Raw genomic sequence first — 20489 nt, forward strand, 5'->3', positions numbered from 1 at the left:
GTTATTGCGCCTCGCGCTTTTCAACGACGACGCCGAGCTTCGCCAGGAAGTTCGAAATCTCGACCGTGTCGACTTCGTCGGTGACGGTGATCACATGGACGTTCGGACCGCGCGGGAACGGCAGCGCCGTGGGGGGCGCTCCGTTTCCTACCGCAAGTTCGAGCTGGCTGACGTTGAGTTCTCCGGTCGGGCGCCGGATGAGTCTGAAATGCGCCTGCGTCCGCTTCTGTCCCTCGACGCTCTTGCCGTAAGCGAAGATCAGGGCATTGTTGTCGACGACCGCGTCCGCCAGCATCTGTCCGGTCAGATCGTAGTCGAGATGATCGACATTGACGTGGTCTGCGAGGGCGTTCGCGATCTTCTGCGCGAGCTCGCTGTCGGGGCGCGCCGCGTCGATGACGACAAACGGCAGTGCTGCGTTCCTTCCCTGCGATTTTGCCGCCCGTCGCTCGTCGGAGCGCCGCAGCGCGGCAAGGTCGTCGAGCTTCTTCATCAGGTAGTCCTCGAACTCGACGAAGTTGCCGATCTGGCAATCCGTGATGCCCTTGAGAAAGGCGCCGTAGGAGGCCTCCAGATCGTCCACATCGAAGCCGGCCGCCCGCCAGATGAACGCGGGCTTGCCGGCCTGCCTCGCCAAGTCGTATTGGGCGCGGACCAGCCGCAGCTCGCATCCGGCTACGGGTTTTCCCGGACTGGCCCCGAGCAGCTGCACGTAAGCGTCACATTGGGCAAGCGCGCGCGAGAACGCGCCGGAGAACGTATCGTCTTTGCGAACGTCCAACTCCGGATCAAATGCACGGACGACGAATTTCTTCGCTTCCATCGTGGTCGCGAGCCGCTGTGCCTCCGGTTTGACGTCGGCTGCCGGACACGCGACGAAGATTGCCACGCGGTTCTGATCCGGCTGGTCGTTGGGCCGAACTTCCTGGCCATTGCCAGCCTGCGGCAGAGTCAGGACGCGCGCCTTGAGCCCTGCCACGACTTGCCCGAGCGCTTCGTCGTACTTGTCCCTGGTGGCGATATTGTCCGGGAACGGATAGCCGTATTTGACCGATTTCTGATTGTTGTCGGGGCCCCAGAACCTGACGAAGATGGTGTCCTTGACCGCCTTTCGATGGTTCCTGATGCGATCCTCCTCGTCGCTGAGCAGGATCGGCTCGATTTCCACCAGAAACAGCGGCTTGCCCAGATCGATCAGTCGAGCGAATTCGGCCTCGCACTCCTCGGAGCGGCTGAATTCCTCCGAGATGAACAGGATCGCGACGTCACAGGCGGTGATGGCCCTGTCGATTTCCACCCGGAAATTGTCCGACACATGGGTCATCTCGACATCGCGCAAGACCTCGAACCGCGAGCGGTCGGAGTGGCAACCGAGGTCGTATTTCAGCTCCTCCATGATCCGGCCGAGGCGGCTGACATTGAAGCCGGGGCGCGCCCTGGCATCGGCGTGAGAGTAGCTCACGAAGATCTTCAGCTTGCGCATCCCAGCCTCCCCTGGCCGGTACAATGCAGCAATTCCCCGTTCCTGGAAATGACCGCCCGCTTCATCGTATTGTGTTCACTGCTCTCGTGCATCAGCCGCACTGGTTTATTCGACGTGACGTAAGGACCCTCGGCCCGCTCCGAAAATCTTCAAAGCGGGCGGGCCACTCTGAACCCGTAGAAAATATTCTGCCTGTCGTCGCCATGACGGTACGCGGACCTGGCCTTGTCTGCAGAGGATGCCCACGAACCGCCACGCAAAACGTGCTGTTGGCAGCGTCGCTCGAGGCCATCGGTCTTCACGGCCGCACCGTCAGCGGGCGCGCCCTTATAACTGTCGGTGTAGCAATCTTCGACCCACTGCCAAACATTCCCCAGCATGTCATAGAGACCAAATGCGTTCGGCAGATACGAACCGGACGGCGCCGTAAAAACGTAGCCATCCGAGCATGGAATGGCCGTGTCCGCGCGATAAATTTCCTTCTTGAATTTTGCCGCCGCGGTTCGGTCGAGTACGTTGGCGTAGCGACACATGTCGGCCGGTTTGCCGGCCCAATAGCGCGGGGCTTTCGTACCGGCCCGGGCGGCATATTCCCACTCGGCCTCGGTAGGCAGGCGGTACGACTTGCCCGTCTTCGTGCTCAGCCATGCGGCATATTTTTTGGCGTCGCCATAAGACACGCACACGACCGGATCGCGATCGGTTTGGGTAAATCCGGGGGTACGCCAGTTGATGCCAGGGACCTCGATGTTGCCGACGTCTTCGCTGCTGAAACTGGTACATTCCGACGGACGGTAACCGGTCTCATTGACAAAGGCTGCGAACTCTTCGCGCGTGACCGCGTATTGTCCAATCGCAAATTGTCTCTTGAAATCCACCTTGTGCTGCGGCGCCTCGTCGTCGCCGCCGTCGTCAAGCCACTCGTTGTCCCGGCTCTTGCGATTGGCGGCATCGGCGCTCGGTGGCGCCTTGCTGTCCGACTCCTTGGTGCCCATCAGGAAACTGCCACGGGGCAGAACGACCATGGTGGGACAGACCCAACACTCCTTCAGAGTTTGAGCGGCCTTTGCGATTTCCGCCAAACCGTCCAAAGCGATGAAAAAGACAATCAATATGACACTAAAAACAACATGCACGATCGCACCCTCAGACCGAGCAGAAATCTATCGACGGCAGTTTTGCATAGCCGCCCGGCGCCCGTCAATCAAAGGTAGCAAAGCGCCGTCATGATGATCGAAACGTCGCGGCCGTCGCCCCAACCGCCGCGAGCGGCCGATGCGCGGCGACCTCCCCGCGTGGCTTCGCAAGCATGTGTGGCGTCGAGGATCGAACGGGTCGAAACGGGAGTCTCACTCGGCCGCGGCGGTGGCGGCCGTCCGTCGCGGCCGCGTGATGACCACGACCGCGAGCGCCGCCGCGACGAAGGCCGTGGCCACGTAGCCCGCGCTGTGCAGCCATTCGCGGGCGAACAGCAAGCCACCGATCGCGGAGCCGATGGCCTGGCCGATATACAGCACCGAGGTATTGAGCGAGACCGACGCCGAAGCGAGCGCCGGCGCCGCACCGACCAGGCGTACTTGCTGCATCGAATTGGTCGATGCAAAGCCGAGGCCCCACACCGCGACCGAGGCGGCCATCAAGGCGTAGGCGCCGGCGCTCAGCGCCCAGCCGGCTATGCCTGCGAGCAGCAGCACGGTGAACAGGACCGAGGTTTTCCAGGCGCCCCATGAGTCCACCACGCGTGTTGCGATCACGATGCCGACGAACCCGGAGATGCCGTAGAGCGCGAACACGATCCCGACGGCGTCCGCATTGGCGCCGGTGAGTTTGGCGAGCAACGGCCCCATGAAGGTGAACACCACGAACTGGCCGGACATCTGCAGCGTCGTGATCGACAACAGCAGAATGACCATCGGATTGCGGCCGAGATCGACCCAGGTTCTGAGGTCAACTGGCGCGCCGTGCAATCCGCCTGGTAACCGCCACCACAGCAGCAAGGAGCTCACAAGCCCTGTCAGCGCGATCGCGCCATAGGTCACGCGAAAGCCGTAGCGGCTTGCGATGAAGGTAATCAGCGGCAGCCCGATCGCGGCGGCAAGCGACCAGCCGAGGAAGATGTAGGCAATCGTGCTGCCGCGCTTCTCCACCGGCACGATCAGTGCCGCGGTGCCCGCCGCCTGCGGCGTGTAGAGCACGCCGACCGCGAGCATCACCAGCCGAATGATCAGGAGGCTGTCGTAGTTCGGCGCGAAGGCGGAGGCCGCATTGGTCAGCGTCAGCACCAGCAGCGTCGCCGTCAGCAGCGCCCGCCGCTCGATCCGGCTGGTCAGCCACGCCGTCACCGGCGAGCCCACGCACAGCACGATCGCGCCGAAGGTGATCAGGAGACCCGCGGTGTGGATCGTGACGCCGAGTCCGTCGGACAGTTCCGCCAGCATGCCGGCCGGCGCCAGCACCGAGCAGCCGGTGACGATATTGCCGAGCATCAATGCGGTGGGAGCGAAGCGTTTCACGCCGCGTTGTTAGCAGACTCCAAAATCAATGCAACTGCATCTAAATGCATGACACCTGATCGAACGCGCCTCTTGCGCTCATGGCGACGGCGATGCCGCCGGCACGGCGCTGACACTCGGCGACACGGCGGCCGGCAACGAGCTCGCAGGCTTCGGGCCGGCGGCCGCCGCCGGGCATGATGCCAGAAGCTGCGTCCACCCCTGCTCCAGCCCGGTGGTGTCGATATCGAATGTCGCCAAGCCGGACTTGCCGTCGGGCTTGGTATCAGACTTGCCGTCGGTTGCCGGCGCGCTTTCGCCGACCTGCAGATGCGAGGCCGCGAGCATCGCCTTGACGGTGTCCGAGGTCACCGCCTCGCTCCAAACCTCGTATTTGCCGAACCGCGCCGACCGGCCGAATGCGACGGTTCTGGACGCGCCGGCCATCATCGCCACCGTGCTCTTGCCGGCTGCCCCCTCCTCGAACTCGCGCACGAACATCAGCCGCCCGCGATCCTTGCTCTCGCAGAACAGCCGCCACTCCATCATGCGGAATGCGCTGCCGTCGGCTCTTTTCTGCTGCACGATCTTGCGAACATAGGGCCGTGTCTCCTTCTCGACCGCCCACAGGGTTTCCGGCAGCGGCCGCGTATCGATCCCAAATCGATAGAGCTCCGGCCGCGTCAGCACGTGCAGGTCCTCGAACTTCACCGACTTGATGAGGTCGCTGAGCTCGTGGCTGATGCCCATCGCGGCGAGGAATACATTGCGGTCGCGGTCGGCGTTCACCATCTCGCGCCGCCTGAAGTCGGCGACGACCTGCGCCGGCGGATGCCCGTGGACGACGAACATCAGCTTGGAATTATGCACCGCGAGCACCGAATCGGGCGCCACTTCGCGGCTGGCCGCGCCGAGGAACAGATAGGCGCAGGCCGACACGCACATCGCGTTGCGCGTGGTGAGCTCGGCCTCGACCTCCCCCTTCGCAGCCTTGATCTTCAGGCAGGCGGCGTCGACCTGCGTGCCTGAGGAACAGGCCGGCACGATGGTACGGCCGACCCGGGCGATTGCCTTGTGCGCGCGCAGGAACCGCGCGATCCCATAGGACTGCTCGACGTTGCCGCCCGGCGAATAGAGGTAGATCGGAAGCTGCCGGTCCTTGATCGGAAAGAGGAATGTGCGAATCCGCTGCGCGGCTTCCCGATCGATCTCGCCCTCGATCGCAATCCAGCGATCGCAGCCGGCGCCGCAGGCGTTCGCTGGCCCATGGGCGAGATAGATGGTCAGCTTTTTCGCAAATCCGGCCTTCTGGACCGGTGTTTCTTCCGCCCGCAACACGCCCGGGATCAGAAGCAACGCCACGAAAAACAGGAGACGGGAAAACATGAACCTTGCGGATCGCGCGATGGCGGAAAAATGGACGTCGGACGTTAGACGATGATCGGCGGCGTCGCAACGCGTCAGGTGCAGGCAAGCCTCCCTCGATTCGGTGCGGCCGGAGGCCCATTTTCTTGATATTGCCGGATTGCAGGCGTCAAATCCCCTGCTATACCGCTGCTTTCCGCTTACCTGCGCTCGTTCGCAGGAGTGAGCTACAGGAGACACCATGGCCGATACGCCGCCCAAATCCGAATCCGGATTCCAGTACAGCCTCTCTAACCTCAAACCCGCAGAACCCGTGAACAAGATCGTCCTCACCTTCCCTGACGGAGCGAGGCGCGATTTCCCGAAAGGGACCACCGGTCTCGACATCGCCAAAGGCATTTCGCCCTCGCTCGCCAAGCGCACCGTCGCGATGGCGCTCGACGGCACGCTTGCCGACCTCAATGATCCGATCGAGGCCGACGCCAAAATTGAGCTGATCGGCCGCGAAGACCCGCGCGCGCTGGAACTGATCCGGCACGATGCCGCGCATGTGCTGGCGGAGGCCGTGCAGTCGCTGTGGCCGGGCACCCAGGTCACGATCGGCCCGGTGATCGAGAACGGCTTCTACTACGACTTCTTCCGCAACGAGCCGTTCACCCCGGAAGATTTTGCCGCGATCGAGAAGCGGATGCGCGAGATCGTCGCGCGCGACAAGCCGTTCACCAAGGAAGTCTGGGATCGCGAGAAGACCAAGCAGGTGTTCCGCGACAAGGGCGAGGCCTTCAAGGTCGAGCTGGTCGACGCCATTCCCGGCAACGAGCCGATCAAGATCTACTTCCAGGGCAACTGGTTCGATCTCTGCCGCGGCCCGCACATGACCTCGACCGGCAAGATCGGCAACGCCTTCAAGCTGATGAAGGTGGCGGGCGCGTATTGGCGCGGCGATTCCAACAATCCGATGCTGACCCGCATCTACGGCACGGCATTCGCCAGGCAGGAAGACCTCGACGCCTATCTCAAGCAGATCGAGGAAGCCGAGAAGCGCGACCACCGCAAGCTCGGCCGCGAGCTCGACCTGTTCCACTTCCAGGAGGAAGGCCCGGGCGTGGTGTTCTGGCACCCCAAGGGCTGGACCATCTTCCAGCAGCTGATCGCCTATATGCGGCGCCGGCTGCTCGGCGACTACAACGAGGTCAACGCCCCGCAGATCCTCGACAAGGCGCTGTGGGAGACCTCGGGCCATTGGGACTGGTACCGCGAGAACATGTTCGCGGCGCAGTCCGCCGGCGACGAGGCCGAGGACAAGCGCTGGTTCGCGCTGAAGCCGATGAACTGCCCGGGCCATGTGCAGATCTTCAAGCACGGGCTGAAGAGCTACCGCGACCTGCCGCTGCGGCTCGCCGAGTTCGGCGTCGTGCATCGCTACGAGCCGTCGGGCGCGATGCACGGCCTGATGCGGGTGCGCGGCTTCACCCAGGACGACGCCCATGTGTTCTGTACCGAGCAGCAGCTCGCCGATGAATGCCTCAAGATCAACGACCTGATCCTGTCGACCTATGCCGATTTCGGTTTCGACGGCGAGCTCACCGTCAAGCTCTCGACACGGCCGGAGAAGCGGGTCGGCACCGACGAGATGTGGGATCACGCCGAGCGCGTGATGGCGACGGTGCTGTCGGAGATCAAGGCCAAGGGCAGCAACCGCATCCGGACCGAGATCAATCCGGGCGAAGGCGCGTTCTACGGACCGAAGTTCGAGTATGTGCTGCGCGACGCCATCGGCCGCGACTGGCAGTGCGGCACGACCCAGGTCGACTTCAACCTGCCGGAGCGGTTCGGCGCGTTTTATATCGATCACGACGGCTCGAAGAAGGCACCCGTCATGGTGCACCGCGCGATCTGCGGTTCGATGGAGCGCTTCATCGGCATCCTGATCGAGCACTATGCCGGCAATTTCCCGCTGTGGCTGGCGCCGACCCAGCTCGTGGTCACGACCATCACCTCCGAAGGCGACGAGTACGCCAAGGTGGTGGCGGCCGCGGCGCGCCGCGCCGGGCTCCGGGTCGAGATCGACCTGCGCAACGAGAAGATCAACTACAAGGTCCGCGAGCACTCGCTGGCCAAGATCCCGGCCCTGCTCGTCGTCGGCAAGAAGGAAGCCGAGACCCACTCGGTCTCGGTCCGCCGCCTCGGCAGCGAGCGCCAGACCGTGATGTCGACCGATGAGGCGATCGCCGCGCTGGTGGATGAGGCGACGCCGCCCGACGTGAAGCGGGCGCGATCCGTCGCCTGATCTTCACAATCGGTCTAAACTGGCTTTCATTGGCCTGGTCGTGCCCCCATCTTGGGGGCACGACTCTCCTTGAAGGACATTTCCGTGCCCGATGCCATTGAACTCCTGAAGACGCGCCGCTCGATGAAACCGCGCGAGATGACCGGCCCGGGCCCGTCCGCGGCCGAGCTCGAGACCATTTTGACAATCGGCGCGCGCGTGCCCGACCACGGCAAGCTCGCGCCCTGGCGCTTCATCGTGTTCGAGGGCGATGCCCGCGCGCGGGCCGGCGACGTGATCGCAAAGGTCTTCGCCCGCAAGAATCCCGGGGCGCCGGCCGCCGACATCGAGGTCGAGAAGAAGCGCCTGACCGACGCGCCGCTGGTGATCGGCGTGGTCTCCTTCACCAAGCCGCACCCGAAGGTGCCGCCGTGGGAGCAGGAATTGTCGGCGGGCGCCAGCGCGATGAACATCGTCACCGCGGCGACCGCGCTCGGCTACGGCGCCTGCTGGCTGACCGGCTGGTTCGCCTTCGACCGCGACGTGCTCGACGGCCTCGGCCTCAAGCCGGACGAGAAGCTCGCCGGGTTCATTCACATCGGCACCCCGACCAAGCCGAGCGAGGACCGCCCGCGCCCGGCGCTGTCGGATATCGTGACGCGGTTCTAGGGTTATAGCCTTGTAGCCCGCATGAGCGGAGCGATATGCGGGACACTCGTCCCGGGTGTCGCTTCGCTCACCCGGGCTACAAAAGCCCTCGCCATTGTCGGGCATGACGACTACGCCGCCTTCGACGCACGCTCCGCAAAACCGCTCAGCAGCGCCGCGATCTCGCCGGCCGGCCGCGCCGCGCTGAACAGAAATCCCTGCACCTCGTTGCAGCCTTCGGCGCGCAGCCAGTCGAGCTGGTCTGTCGTCTCGACCCCTTCCGCCGTCGTGGTGATCCTGAGGCTGCGGCCGAGCCCCGAGATCGCGCGCACGATCGCGAGGCAATCGGAGCGCCGCGCCAGATCCTTCACGAAGGAGCGGTCGATCTTGATCTTGTCGAACGGGAAGCTGCGCAGATAGCTCAGCGAGGAATAGCCGGTGCCGAAATCGTCCATCGAGATGCTGACGCCCAGTTCGCGCAGCTGATGCAGGATCGCGAGGTTGGCCTCGGTCTCCGCCAGAAACACCGATTCGGTGATCTCGAGCTCGAGCCGCCGCGCCGGCAGGCCGGAATGCGCCAGCGCCGAGATCACGGCCTGGACCAGATTGCGGCTGCGGAATTGCACCGGCGACAGATTGACGGCCACCTTGACGTCGGCGGGCCACTTGATCGCCTCGGAGCAGGCTTCGCGCAGCACCCATTCGCCGAGCGCGACGATCAGGCCGATGTCTTCGGCAACCGGGATGAACTCCGCGGGCGAGACCATGCCTTTTTGCGGGTGCCGCCAGCGCAGCAGCGACTCGAAACCAGAGATGCGGTCGGCCGCGATGTCGACCAGCGGCTGGTAGTACAGCTCGAACTCGCCGTTGCTGAACGCCGCGCGCAGATCGCGCTCCATGTCGCGGCGCTTCTGCGCCTGCTGATCCATCTCCGGTTCGAAGAAGTGATGCACGCCGCCGCCGTCCGACTTGGCGCGGTACAGCGCCATGTCGGCATTGCGCATCAGCTCTTCCGACGTCGTGCCGTCGCCCGGTGACAGCGCGATGCCGACGCTGGCGCCGACCACGACCTCGAGCCCGTCGATGTTGTAGGGCGCGCTCAGCGCATCGATCAGCCGTTCGGCGAAAGCGCTCGCCTCGTTCGGCGAAACGTCGGCCGCAAGCACGATCGCGAACTCGTCGCCGCCGAGGCGAGCCGCCACGTTGTCGTCGCGGACCACCTCGCGCAGCCGCTCCGCCACCAGCTTCAGCAGCCGGTCGCCCATCGGATGCCCGAAGGAGTCGTTGACGTTCTTGAACAGGTCGAGGTCGATGCACATCACCGCGACGCGCTTGTTGCCGCTCCGGCCGCGCTCCAGCGCCTCGCGCAGGCGCTCCTGGTAGAAATCGCGGTTCGGCAAATTGGTGAGCCCGTCATGGTGCGCCATATGCGCGATCCGCGCTTCGGCGGCGCGGCGCTCGGTGATATCGACCACCGCGACCAGATAGCCGTCGCGGCCCTCGAACGCCACCTTGCGCCCGAAGGTCAGCACATGGATCTCGCTGCCGTCGGCCCTGATGTGCCGCCAGTCGCGGCTCGATTGATAGACGTCGCCGATCTCGCGCAAGGCGGCGCTGTGCACGCTCCACTCGTCCACCGGCCAGATCTGGCGCAGCGTCATGCCGAGAAACTTTTCCCGGCTGTATCCATAGTGCTGAACAGCGGCGTCGTTGACGCTGAGGAATTCCATCGTGCCGGCGTCGAACACCCACATCGGCATCGGGTTGTTCTCGAACAGCAGGCGGAACGACAGCTCGCGCTGCTTCAGCGCGGTGACGTCGGAGACGGTCAGCGACAGCATGTCGCCGAACGCCGTGACGCCGAGCCGCAGGCAGCGATCGCCGCTGTCGATCTCGAACTGCCCGCCCGGGCCGCCGCCGACAAATCCACGCAGACGGTTCATCACCGCTGGCGCCGCAAGCGGATTGCCGCCGGCACTGAGCCGGCGCCATAGCAATTCGGTCGCAGGTTGCATCAGCAGCCTTGCGGCGCCCTGGTTGAGATGCACGATCTGGAAGTCGGCCGGCTGGCCGCGCGCATCGCGGATCGCTGCGAGCGACAGCACGCCCTCGTCGGCGGCCGAGAAAATCGTATCGAGCAGATTGTACTGCGCATTGCGCTCGTTAACGTAGACGCCGACCAGGATACCGCCCCAGCGCGACCGCGTCGGCAGCGCCAGCACGTCGAAGGTCCGCACCAACCCGTCGCGGACGCAATGCGCTGACGCCAGATAGGGCCGGCAGTTCTCGCGCGCGTTTGCGGCAGCTTCGGTCAACGCGGTGGCGCAGTCCGGCGGCAGCGCGCTCAGCGGAACGCCCCAGCGCTCGTCGTTCAGCCATGTCTGGACATAGCGGCCGGCGTGCGAGACGCTGAGCATGCCATCGACGCTCCGCAGCAGCACGATATGATCTGCGAGCCGGCCGAGACTGCCGAGCATCACGTCTTCATAGTGCGGCAGTTTTTCGCCGGGACGGACCGCGGCCTGCCACTTGCGTTGCAGAACCGGTACGTCGGCGAACATCTCGGAATTGAACTTGGCCGATGTCTTTGCTGATTTCTTGTTGGCCATGACCATGGCACGCCCCACGCAAACACTAGTCCCCACGGCATCCAAGTCATGCCGCGACTTAACGCCATGTAAAAATAGGCAGGCCCGGCATCGCCGCGAGCGATTATGACAGCTCAAATTCGCGCGATGGTTAGTTCACCTTAGGGACTATGACAGCTGCATGAAATGCAGGGCCGGTCGGACGTCACCGCGCCACGACCTCGACTTCGCCATCGACGCCGTTGACGACGTTGAAGGGACGCTCGAACACCTTGCCCTCGTTCTTGGCGATCGCGCGATACTCGCCTTCGGAGAGCACGACGCGCGGGAACGCGCCGATCGATTCCTTGATCACGTCGCCGCCCGGCGTGATCACCGACCAGGCGGTGTTGGCAAGCGCCTCGCCGCCCCGCTCGCTGACCAGCTTGAGCGTGATGACGGCGGCGCGATGGGTGACAGTGACGTCGGTCAGCTTGCCCGCCGCGACGCGAATGTCGGAGCGCACCACCGAGTTGGCGTCGCCATAGTTGGAGACGATATAGTAGGTGCCCTCGGGCAGCAGCGCGACGTCGCCGGCGGCTACGTTCGGCACCATTGGTCCACGGTCCGAACCGTCGAACTGGCTGCCCTTGTAGATCGCAAACGAGATCTGGTTGGCGGGGATCTTGCTGCTGCCGACCCGGCCCTCGATCCGCAGGCCCCCGGCCGGCAGCACGAAGGACTCGCGGTCGGTTTCCGACTTCAGGCTGACGGCGCGCACCGCGCTGACGAGGCCGAGCGCGACATGGACGACATAGTTGCCGGGCGGCAGCACCACGTTGGGCGTCGCGCCGCGCTCTTCGCGGACCAGCTTGTAGGTGCCGTTGTCGTCAGGCTTGTCGGCGAACACCCGCCACACCAGCCCGGCATTGATGACCGGCAGGTCTTTGCCGTACCGCGCCGTCAGCGACAGCACCGCCTGCCCCGCGGCCGGCGACCCGGCCGGCGGCGCCGCTACGACCGGCGGCACGGTCGCAATCGAGGGCTGGACGATGGTCGGCTGGTTCAGCGGGCCGGGCAGAACGGGCCCTGAACCGCCGCCCGATGGCGGCGCCAGGTTGAGCGCCGGACCGGACGGCACCTCCGGGACCGAGGCGGGCGGAATCGGCGGCGGCCGGTCGCTGAAGAACTGCGCAGATACGGAACCGGGGATGAGGGCCAGCAAAAATGCCGCAAGCGTCAACAGCGGTAGGAGCCGCATGCCCCGCCCGCATCCGCCGATGCCGTTGCCCCTCGAAGTCATCACCATGCTTTTCAACGAAAACGCGGCAAATTCAAGCCTTCGTCCAAGGGGATCAAGGCGGCGTCCAAGGCTTTGTCACAGTCCGGGCGGGCGGCGTCCGCCATTTGGAACCGCGCGATCAAGCCGATGTTAGCCCCATCGTCGCGGTCCAGTCACATTCCCTGCCTACCGCGGACCAGCCGGGCATGAATCATGCCTGTGAGAATAACCATGAAGGCGGACGACGCTGGCGCAGCCATGCTGCGCGGCCTAGTCTCGCACTGGCAGGAGATTTGTCGTGTTGGATAGCTGGATGGGCCGAGGCCACAAGAGCTCCGACGGCCCCGACAAGGTAGGACTGGGTGCGGTTCGCCGGCCGGTCATCGGGCTTGCGCTCGGCGGCGGCGCCGCGCGCGGTTTTGCCCATATCGGCATCATCAAGACCCTGCTGGCCCACGGCATCGTCCCCAATGTGGTGGTCGGCACCTCGATCGGCTCCGTGGTCGGCGGCGCCTATGCGGCCGGCCATATCGAGACCCTGGAGCAGTGGGCGCGCGGCCTGCAGCCGCGCAGCGTGCTCGGCTACCTCGACATCCGCCTCAACGGCTCCGGCCTGATCCGCGGCGCCAAGCTGGCCGCCGAGATCGAGGCCGCGCTGGGCCAGGTCATGATCGAGGACCTCACGGTCAAGTTCGCCAGCGTCGCCACCGAAGTGCGCACCGGGCACGAGATCTGGCTGACCCAGGGCCGCGTGGTCGACGCCATGCGCGCCTCCTACGCCCTGCCCGGCATCTTCGCGCCGGTCCTGATCGGCGACCGCTGGCTGGTCGACGGCGCACTGGTCAATCCGGTGCCGGTCTCGGCCGCGCGCGCGCTCGGCGCCGAGATTGTCATTGCGGCGAACCTCTCCAGCGACGTGTTCGCGCACTCGACCACGATCTACAATCACGGCCCGTCAGCCGCGCCCGAGGTGACAGTTGCGGTGACCGCCGACGCCGAGCTCGAGCCGGAGCCGCCGAAGCGCCGGTTTGGCCGCTTCTTCTCCGCCGAACGTACCGTGAAGCGGGAGTTTTTCGGCAGCGCCAGCCGGCCCGGCATCTCGAGCGTCATGGTCGACGCCTTCAACATCATGCAGGACCGCATCACCCGCGCACGCCTTGCCGGCGATCCGCCGGACATGCTGATCTCGCCGCGGGTCGGTCAGATCGGCTGGTTCGACTTCCACCGCGCCGACGACCTGATCGCGCACGGGATCCGGGCCGCCGAACGCTCCATCAGCGCGATCGAGGAAGCGATCGACATCCTGGTGCCGCCGTCGAGCGGCGCGGGCAGCACCGGGAAGTAGCACTCAGGCGGTCTTGATGTAGTCGCGGAGCGCCTCCTGCTCGCGCTCATATTCCTCCACGCGCCGCTTGACGATGTCGCCGATCGAGATCAGCCCGACCACCTTGCCGTCCTCGACGACAGGAAGATGGCGGAATTTTCCCGTGGTCATCATCTCCATGATGCCGCTGACCGTATCGGACTCGCGGCAGCTCACGACTTTCTTGGTCATGACAGCGCTGACCGGTTCGTCCAGCGCGCCTGCGCCGCGCTCAGAGAGCACGCGCACGATGTCGCGCTCCGACAGGATGCCCTCCATGCGGCTCTGCTCCATCACCAGCACCGCGCCGATCTTGCGCTCGCCGAGCAGCTTGACCGCGGCCGAGAGCTTCGCGCCGGGCGCGACGCTCATGACCTGATGGCCTTTTGCATCGAGAATGGAACGTACCGTCATTGTCGGCCTCCCTGAATCCGCTCGTGCCCCGCCTTGGGCGGGATCGAGCCTGTTCGCCAGAGTCTTCAATCAACAGTTCCGCGCCGATTTCGGTTCCGGGGGCGCGGTGAGTAGCAGGGCTCGATTTGTCGGCCCGCTTTGTTTCTGCTTCGCAAAGATGATGGAGGAATTCGATCCAGGCCGCAAGCGGCGATCAGACGCGCCCCGACTGATCCACCGACGACGCATCTGCAGCATCGTCCCGCGTGCGCGGCACCGGATCGAACAACGAGAACAGCAGCAGCCCGGCGAGGAAGCCGCCGATATGCGCCTGCCAGGCGACGCTCGCGCCCTCGCCGCCGAGCGAGAGCGAGGTGGCGCCGAACAGGATGTTGACGCCGAACCAGATCGCCAGGAAGGCAAGCACCCGTCCGTTGCGCAGCGCCCGCCACAGCGACAGCGCAGGCACCTTGGCCGCCGCCTCGGCATCGCCACGGCTGAACGACAGGAAGCTGCCCTTCACGAAGGCAAAGCGGATCGCCGCCGCCATCGTCCCCGACACCGAAGCCGACGCTCCGATCATCGGCGCAATCGCGTGCTGATGGGTCAACAGATGCGCGAGCGCGCCGGCGGCGGCCGTCACCGCCATGAAGACGAAGAAGCGCAGCGCGCCGAAGCGCCGCGCCAGCGCGCTGCCGAACGGCAGCAGCCACAGCACGTTGAAGCCGATATGGGTGAGGTTGGCGTGCAGCAGCGAATAGGTGACGAAGGTCCAGACCTTGGCGCCCTCGCCGCCCGGAAATGTGATGTCGAGCAGCGTCGAATCGTAGCGCTTCGGGATGAAGCCGAAGACGTCGATGGTCCAGTTCTCCAGCTCCGGCGGCAACAGCACCCGCAGATGGATCGCCGCGATCAGGAGGATGTAGGCGGTGAGCGCCGGCGGCAGGGTCAGGATCGGCTCGCGCGGCGCCTCCGGCGGCGGCGCGAGCGGGGATTCGGGATGGGAGTCCAAGGGGTCGGCGACCTCGATGCGGCGGTGGATCAGAGATAGGCGGCTTTCGCACCCCTGTGCAAGTGCACAATCCCAAAATCGGACACCGGATGTCGCGCAGCGCGGAATCGGGACTAAAGACGGGACAAAAGAAAAGGGAGGGCGCTGAGAACGCCCTCCCTGATCGGCTGGTCTTCTCGTGCCCCGGAGGGATCGGGAGAACGTCCCCACCCCTCCCCGCACGATGACCAAACTGTTTGACGCCACCTGTGTACCAACAACGCCGGCGCTTGGCGCAGCCGGCGCGAACGGGAACGCGCGGACCCTACCCACAGGTTCCGCGGAGGCCAAGGACATAGTTAAATTTACGTTAACAACACAAAGCTGCCGATAAGCCGCCCAAAGCGCGGCCACGGCATGGACGCTGCACAGCCTTCCCTGCACAACAGAGAAGGGAAGGCCCCTGAGCAAAACCGGGACAGATGTGTCCCGCTGAGACAGGCGCCGGGCAAGGTTTAGATGAAACACAGCTCGAGCTGCGCGTTCTTCGCGTATTGGAATGCGAAGCGCGGCAACGCACGTGCACCTGAGAGGAGTGAGTTCGAGCCGTCCGCGGTCCGCGACCTCCTGTCCGACATCTTCGTGCTGTCCTATGACGGCGAGACCCGCTTTCCGTTCCGCGTCGCCGGCACCCGCACCTCCGCCCTGCTCGGCTGCGACCTCAAGAACCGGAGCTTTTCCGCCCTGTTCACCGACGAAAGCCGCGGCGAGATCGAAGATATCATCACCTGCGTCGTCGAAGAGACCCTGCCGGCCATCGCCGGCATCACCGCCACGACCGAGGCCGGCGCCAAGGCGCATCTTGAATTGCTGCTGCTCCCCTTCACCGCCCGCGTCCATATGCCGGCGAGCCTCACCGGCCTGCTCGCCCCGTTCGAGGACGACGTCAGCCGGCTGCACGACCTGGTGCTTACCTCGTGGCGTTATCTGCATCCCCAGGAGCGGTTTGTGCCGCGGACCCTGCGCAAGCTCGCCATCGCGCGCGGCCTGATGGTCTACGAAGGCCTGCGCTAGCCGCCGGCGCCCGCCTTGGGACGGGATGGCAAGCGCCGGTCGCTTGCACCGCGCCCCGCGGAACTCTATTAGCTGTCTGGCCGCCACGGCGGGGTGGACCCGCCCATTGCAGCTGCGGCCGGGCTGGGCATGTTTCGAAACTCGATCAGGCAGAAGATCGTCGGCATTGCCGCGGGACTCATCATCCTCGCGGTGATCACCTCCCTGCTGTCGATGGTGATGGCGGGCCAGGTCGGCCACCTCCTCGACGAGCTCACCAACCGCTACATCCCCGCCTATGGCCACCTCGCCCGCGTCAACATCCGCGCGCTGGAGCGGTCACTCGCCATGCGCCGGATGATGATGGCGAAGATGCAGGCGCCGGGCGAAGATTCCGGCTACGAAAGCGCGCGCAAGGCCTTCGAGGAGATCGAGCCCCTGATCAAGCGCGAGGCCGACGCCGCGCACACGCTGATCGATGCGATCATCGCCGATCCCTCGACGCCATCCGACAACGCCGCGCTCGGACGTCTCGATGACCGCATCGACAATGCCGTCAACGACCTCCTGATGCGTCTGAACGCAGAGAACAAGACGCTGCTCGAGCAAATCGAGGCCAAGGACTTCGCGGCGGCGAAAGCGACCACACTTCGCGCCGACGCCCTGCGCGACGACTTCAACACCAGGATCGAGGGCATCCGTTCCGACATGCTGGCGCAGGTCGCTTCGGCCGCCGCGAAGGTGATGAGTGCCCAGCAGCGGGCGATCATCATCTCCGGCGTCGTGACCGCCATTGCCGCGATCCTCGGCTTCGTGTTCGCGATGCTGGTCGGCAGCGGCATCACACGTCCGGTGATGCGCCTGCTCGAAAGCACCCGCGAGGTCGAGGCGGGCCGCCTCGACGGCGCCATCACCATCACGACCCAGGACGAGATCGGCCAGCTGTCGGCCGCCTTCAACCGCATGATCGAGACGCTGCGCCACAACCAGCGCATCCGCGAGACGTTTGGCCGCTACATCAATCCGCGGATCGCCGAGGGCCTGCTCGAACAGCCGGCGATCGCCGCGACCGAAGGACAGCGCCGCGTCATGACGGTGATGTTCTGCGACATGAAGGGCTTTACCAGCCTGAGCGAGGGCGTGACGCCGAGCGGCCTCGTCAAGATCATGAACCTCTATCTGTCGACGATGTCGGCGCCGGTCCATGCGCATCGCGGCATCATCGACAAATATATCGGCGACGCCATCATGGCCTATTGGGGCGCGCCCTTCGTCGAGGAAGCCGAGCAGACCCATCTGGCCGCGCTTGCCGCCATCGACATGATCGGCCAGGTCAACCAGCTGCGCAAGGATCTGCCCGAACTGCTCGGCGTGCGTGTGATCCCGGCCGATTGCGACATCCGGATCGGGATCGCCACCGGCGAGGCCCTGGTCGGCAGCATCGGCTCCGAGTTCATGATGAGCTACACCGTGCTCGGCGACACCGTGAACCTCGCCTCGCGGCTGGAAGGCGCCAACAAGTTTTACGGCAGCCGCAGCCTGATCTCGGAAGCCACCGCGGCCGCTTGCGCGGCGACGATCGAGCTCCGCGAGATCGATCGTCTCGTCGTGATGGGGCAGACCCAGCCGGTCGCGGTGTTCGAAATCCTCGGCAAGAAGGACGAACTGACGCCGGCGCAGACCGAGTTGCGGCAGCGTTACGCGGACGGTCTCGCCGCCTATCGCGATCGCCGCTGGGATGACGCCGAGCAGGCCTTCGCCGCCGCGCTGGCTGGGGCGCCCGGCGACGGCCCGTCGATCGCCATGAAGGCGCGCGTCGCAGCCTTTCAGCAGAACCCGCCGGCGGCGGATTGGGACGGCGCCTGGCATCCGGAGCAGAAGTAGCGGCGTCACGCTCATCCAGGCTCCGCCGCTACAGCTGGGCCTCGATCGCAGCCTTGTCGATCACCGACCAGACCTGCACGATCTTCCCGTCGCGGAATTCGTAGAATACGTTCTCGGCGAAGGAAACGCGTCTGCCGTCGATAGCGAGACCCAGAAATCGTCCCTTCGGCGAACAATCGAACGCCAGCCGGCTCGCGACGCGGTTGGTATCCGATACCAGCAGTTCGATGTTGAAGCGAAGGTCCGGGATGTCGCGAAAGTCCCCTTCCAGCATCTCGCGATAACCGGATAATCCGAGCCGCCGGCCGTTGTGGCACACATCCTCGTCAACGAACCGACCGAGTTGCGGCCAGTCCTGGCGATTCAAGCAGGCAATGTAGTTCCGGTAGATCTCGGCGAGGTTTGTGTTCATCGTCGATCGTTCTCCTTGCCGCGGGTCCAGATGGCCATTGAGCATTTGAGTGCGATTCTAACACCCATGTTAGTTTCGACTCCGATGTCCGACGGCGCCAACAAAACACTCAGCCAGCGTGCACGTGAAAGCGCGACGTCCCGAAAAGACAGTGCGATTGCCGCTTCGGCAAACAATTTCTCAGAACGCGCGGAATGTCTCCCGCGATCGGGAGTTAGTGCTTCAGGCCGATGGCTGTCCTTATCAAATCGGGAGGTGTCCATGATCAAGTCACCGATGATGCTTGCGGCATTTCTGACAGCGCCGATCATTCTGTTCCCGCCGCAGACCGCCATCGCGGCTGGCGGAGGTGGCGGCGGCGGCGGTGGTGGCGACCCATACGGGTCGAGCTACGGCACTCCCGCGCCGTCCTATCCCCAGCAGAAGGACAGAAAGACCACGCACAAGGTCAAGAAGCCCGTCAAGCAGTCCGGCTTCGAAGACCCGGCATTCCGCGACGGCTATCGGGCGGCCTATGCGACAATCTACGAACGCAACGACTACGCCGCCGCGATCGATCAGTTGCACGCACTCGGCCGCGACGATCAGCCGAACGTCGCGAACCTGATCGGCTATTCCTATCGCAAGCTCGGCGACTACAAGCAATCGCAAGTCTGGTATGAACGTGCGCTCAAGGCCGATCCGAACCACGTCCTGACGTGGAACTACTACGGCCTGTGGCAGATCGAACAGGGAAACCGCGACCAGGCGCAGTATCATCTGCAGCGGATCGCCGAGATCTGCGGCACCGACTGCGAGGAGTATCGGACGCTGGCGGCGGCACTGGAAAAGCCGCCGGGTACGAACCTCGTCTACTGAGCGCGTTGCGTAGCCCGCGTGAGCGGAGCGACATGCGGGGAAGGACCGGCCCCGGATGTCGCTGTCGCTCGTCCGGGCTACGCGTTTGAGCCGCGTTGTTGGCGTGTCCGTTTTTGCGGGAATTTCGCCGTTTTGGTCGGCGTGACCGGCGAGTAGCTTGCGTGCCGGGCGACGCACGCGGATACGTTGAGATCGATCATCATGACCTGGCGGCTTCTCGCGTGGAGCGGCATCGCCGTTGCCGCGCTGGTACCAATCATTGGCGGCATCTGGCTCTTCACCCTGCCCGCCGCATCGGCGTTCCGCCTTCCGCCTCCGATCGCCAAGGCCGAGCAGGATGCAACGCTCGCGGCGCTGAAGCCGCCGAAGCGGGCGCGACCGTTGATCGCGATCCTCGGCATCAACGACATGACCGAGACCACCGACTATCTGATGCCCTACGGCATCCTCAAGCGCGCCGATGTTGCCGATGTCGTCACGCTGGCGACGGGACCCGGTCCGGTCACACTGTTCCCGGTGCTGAAGGTCGAGCCTGATGCGACCATCGCCGCATTCGATGCCGCACATCCCGACGGCGCCGACTACGTCATCGTGCCGGCGATGAGCCGCGACGACGATCCGGCGGTCATGCAATGGATCCGGCAGCAGGCGGAGAAAGGCGCCGTGATCGTCGCTGTCTGCGCCGGCGCCAAGGTGCTCGCCTCGACCGGCCTGCTTGACGGCAGGCGCGCCACCACGCACTGGTTTTACCTGAAGAACTGGCGCAACAAGCATCCCGAGATCCGCTATGTCGCCGACCGCCGCATCGTGGTCGACCACGGCGTCGCGACGACGACCGGGATTTCGGCGTCGATGCCGATGTCGCTGACCCTGATCGAGGCGATCGCCGGCCGCACCAGGGCCGAGGCCGTCGCGCGCGAGATCGGCCTGCCCGGCTGGGACGCGCGGCATGACAGCAACGCCTTCAAGTTCACCCGTCCTTTCGCGCTGACCGCGATCCAGAACACGCTGGCGTTCTGGAACCGGGAACAGCTCGGCCTCGCGCTTGCTCCCGGCGTCGACGAAGTTTCGCTCGCGCTGGTCGCCGACAGCTGGTCGCGCACCTACCGCTCGCACGCCGTGACCTTCGCCGCGACCGGCGACGTCGTGACGACCCGCAACGGCCTGCGCGTCTATCCGCAGGTCGTGGCGTCGGCCTGGTCCGCAGATGGTCTGCTGCCCGCGGTCGGCAGCGCGCCGCCTGCGCAGGCACTCGACCGGGCGCTTGCCGGGATCGAGACACGCTATGGCCGTGGTACGGCGGACTTCGTCGCCATGCAGCTGGAATATCCACGGGCTGACGCCGTGCAGTGAGGGATTGCGTCCCCAACAACGTATTCGATCCTCCATCCACCCCATTGTCATCTCCCTGTCATGAATTGTGCCGACA

16 protein-coding genes are annotated in these 20489 nt (G+C 65.0%); 7 read left to right on the forward strand and 9 right to left on the reverse strand.

Annotation, left to right across the window (positions count from 1 at the left end; genetic code table 11):
* Position 1 precedes the first annotated feature (1 nt).
* From ACE10X_RS26800 to ACE10X_RS26815, 4 genes are all read right to left on the reverse strand, one after another.
* A complete protein-coding gene (locus tag ACE10X_RS26800) occupies positions 2–1483 on the reverse strand; it encodes a toll/interleukin-1 receptor domain-containing protein (RefSeq protein ID WP_375763061.1) in 1482 nt (493 codons plus the stop codon).
* Positions 1484–1632: 149 nt separating this feature from the next.
* Positions 1633–2619, reverse strand: coding sequence for a formylglycine-generating enzyme family protein (locus tag ACE10X_RS26805; RefSeq protein ID WP_157787886.1), 987 nt, complete (start codon positions 2617–2619; stop codon positions 1633–1635).
* Between the two features lie 213 nt (positions 2620–2832).
* Positions 2833–3969, reverse strand: a complete 1137-nt coding sequence (locus ACE10X_RS26810; protein WP_051002846.1) for an MFS transporter — start codon at positions 3967–3969, stop codon at positions 2833–2835.
* 105 nt (positions 3970–4074) lie between these two features.
* The gene (locus tag ACE10X_RS26815; RefSeq protein ID WP_038383252.1) at positions 4075–5361 is read right to left on the reverse strand and encodes a hypothetical protein; all 1287 of its coding nucleotides are present in this window, start codon (positions 5359–5361) and stop codon (positions 4075–4077) included.
* Positions 5362–5581: 220 nt separating this feature from the next.
* Here ACE10X_RS26815 and thrS point away from each other — a divergent pair, with 220 nt between their 5' ends.
* Entirely contained in the window at positions 5582–7630 is a 2049-nt protein-coding gene (thrS, locus tag ACE10X_RS26820; RefSeq protein ID WP_375763062.1) for a threonine--tRNA ligase, read from the forward strand.
* Between the two features lie 84 nt (positions 7631–7714).
* Positions 7715–8278 (forward strand): nitroreductase, encoded by a 564-nt coding sequence (locus ACE10X_RS26825; RefSeq protein WP_375763063.1) that lies wholly within the window; start codon positions 7715–7717, stop codon positions 8276–8278.
* 110 nt (positions 8279–8388) lie between these two features.
* Here ACE10X_RS26825 and ACE10X_RS26830 read toward each other — a convergent pair whose 3' ends face one another.
* On the reverse strand, positions 8389–10872 hold the full coding sequence (locus ACE10X_RS26830) for a putative bifunctional diguanylate cyclase/phosphodiesterase (RefSeq protein ID WP_375764609.1): 2484 nt from the start codon (positions 10870–10872) through the stop codon (positions 8389–8391).
* A gap of 178 nt (positions 10873–11050) precedes the next feature.
* Positions 11051–12127, reverse strand: coding sequence for a hypothetical protein (locus tag ACE10X_RS26835; protein WP_038383280.1), 1077 nt, complete (start codon positions 12125–12127; stop codon positions 11051–11053).
* A gap of 292 nt (positions 12128–12419) precedes the next feature.
* Here ACE10X_RS26835 and ACE10X_RS26840 point away from each other — a divergent pair, with 292 nt between their 5' ends.
* The gene (locus tag ACE10X_RS26840; RefSeq protein WP_375764610.1) at positions 12420–13451 is read left to right on the forward strand and encodes a patatin-like phospholipase family protein; all 1032 of its coding nucleotides are present in this window, start codon (positions 12420–12422) and stop codon (positions 13449–13451) included.
* Positions 13452–13454: 3 nt separating this feature from the next.
* Here ACE10X_RS26840 and ACE10X_RS26845 read toward each other — a convergent pair whose 3' ends face one another.
* On the reverse strand, positions 13455–13883 hold the full coding sequence (locus tag ACE10X_RS26845) for a CBS domain-containing protein (protein WP_028336151.1): 429 nt from the start codon (positions 13881–13883) through the stop codon (positions 13455–13457).
* 193 nt (positions 13884–14076) lie between these two features.
* On the reverse strand, positions 14077–14874 hold the full coding sequence (locus ACE10X_RS26850) for a rhomboid family intramembrane serine protease (protein ID WP_038383256.1): 798 nt from the start codon (positions 14872–14874) through the stop codon (positions 14077–14079).
* 498 nt (positions 14875–15372) lie between these two features.
* Here ACE10X_RS26850 and ACE10X_RS26855 point away from each other — a divergent pair, with 498 nt between their 5' ends.
* Positions 15373–15927: a PAS domain-containing protein gene (locus ACE10X_RS26855; RefSeq protein ID WP_038383257.1), complete on the forward strand. Its 555-nt coding sequence runs from the start codon at positions 15373–15375 to the stop codon at positions 15925–15927.
* 129 nt (positions 15928–16056) lie between these two features.
* On the forward strand, positions 16057–17790 hold the full coding sequence (locus ACE10X_RS26860) for an adenylate/guanylate cyclase domain-containing protein (protein WP_038383258.1): 1734 nt from the start codon (positions 16057–16059) through the stop codon (positions 17788–17790).
* Positions 17791–17818: 28 nt separating this feature from the next.
* Here the strand turns inward: ACE10X_RS26860 and ACE10X_RS26865 are convergent, their stop codons facing one another.
* The gene (locus tag ACE10X_RS26865) at positions 17819–18202 is read right to left on the reverse strand and encodes an ester cyclase (protein ID WP_038383259.1); all 384 of its coding nucleotides are present in this window, start codon (positions 18200–18202) and stop codon (positions 17819–17821) included.
* 261 nt (positions 18203–18463) lie between these two features.
* On the opposite strand from ACE10X_RS26865, the gene ACE10X_RS26870 reads away from it, so the two are divergent.
* Positions 18464–19060 carry a lipopolysaccharide assembly protein LapB gene (locus ACE10X_RS26870; protein WP_038383260.1) on the forward strand — a complete coding sequence of 199 codons (597 nt, stop codon included), beginning with the start codon at positions 18464–18466 and terminating at the stop codon, positions 19058–19060.
* Positions 19061–19261: 201 nt separating this feature from the next.
* On the forward strand, positions 19262–20413 hold the full coding sequence (locus tag ACE10X_RS26875) for a DJ-1/PfpI family protein (RefSeq protein ID WP_375763064.1): 1152 nt from the start codon (positions 19262–19264) through the stop codon (positions 20411–20413).
* Positions 20414–20489 lie beyond the last annotated feature (76 nt).

Source organism: Bradyrhizobium sp. Pha-3 (assembly GCF_042258325.1).
Taxonomy (GTDB): domain Bacteria; phylum Pseudomonadota; class Alphaproteobacteria; order Rhizobiales; family Xanthobacteraceae; genus Bradyrhizobium; species Bradyrhizobium elkanii.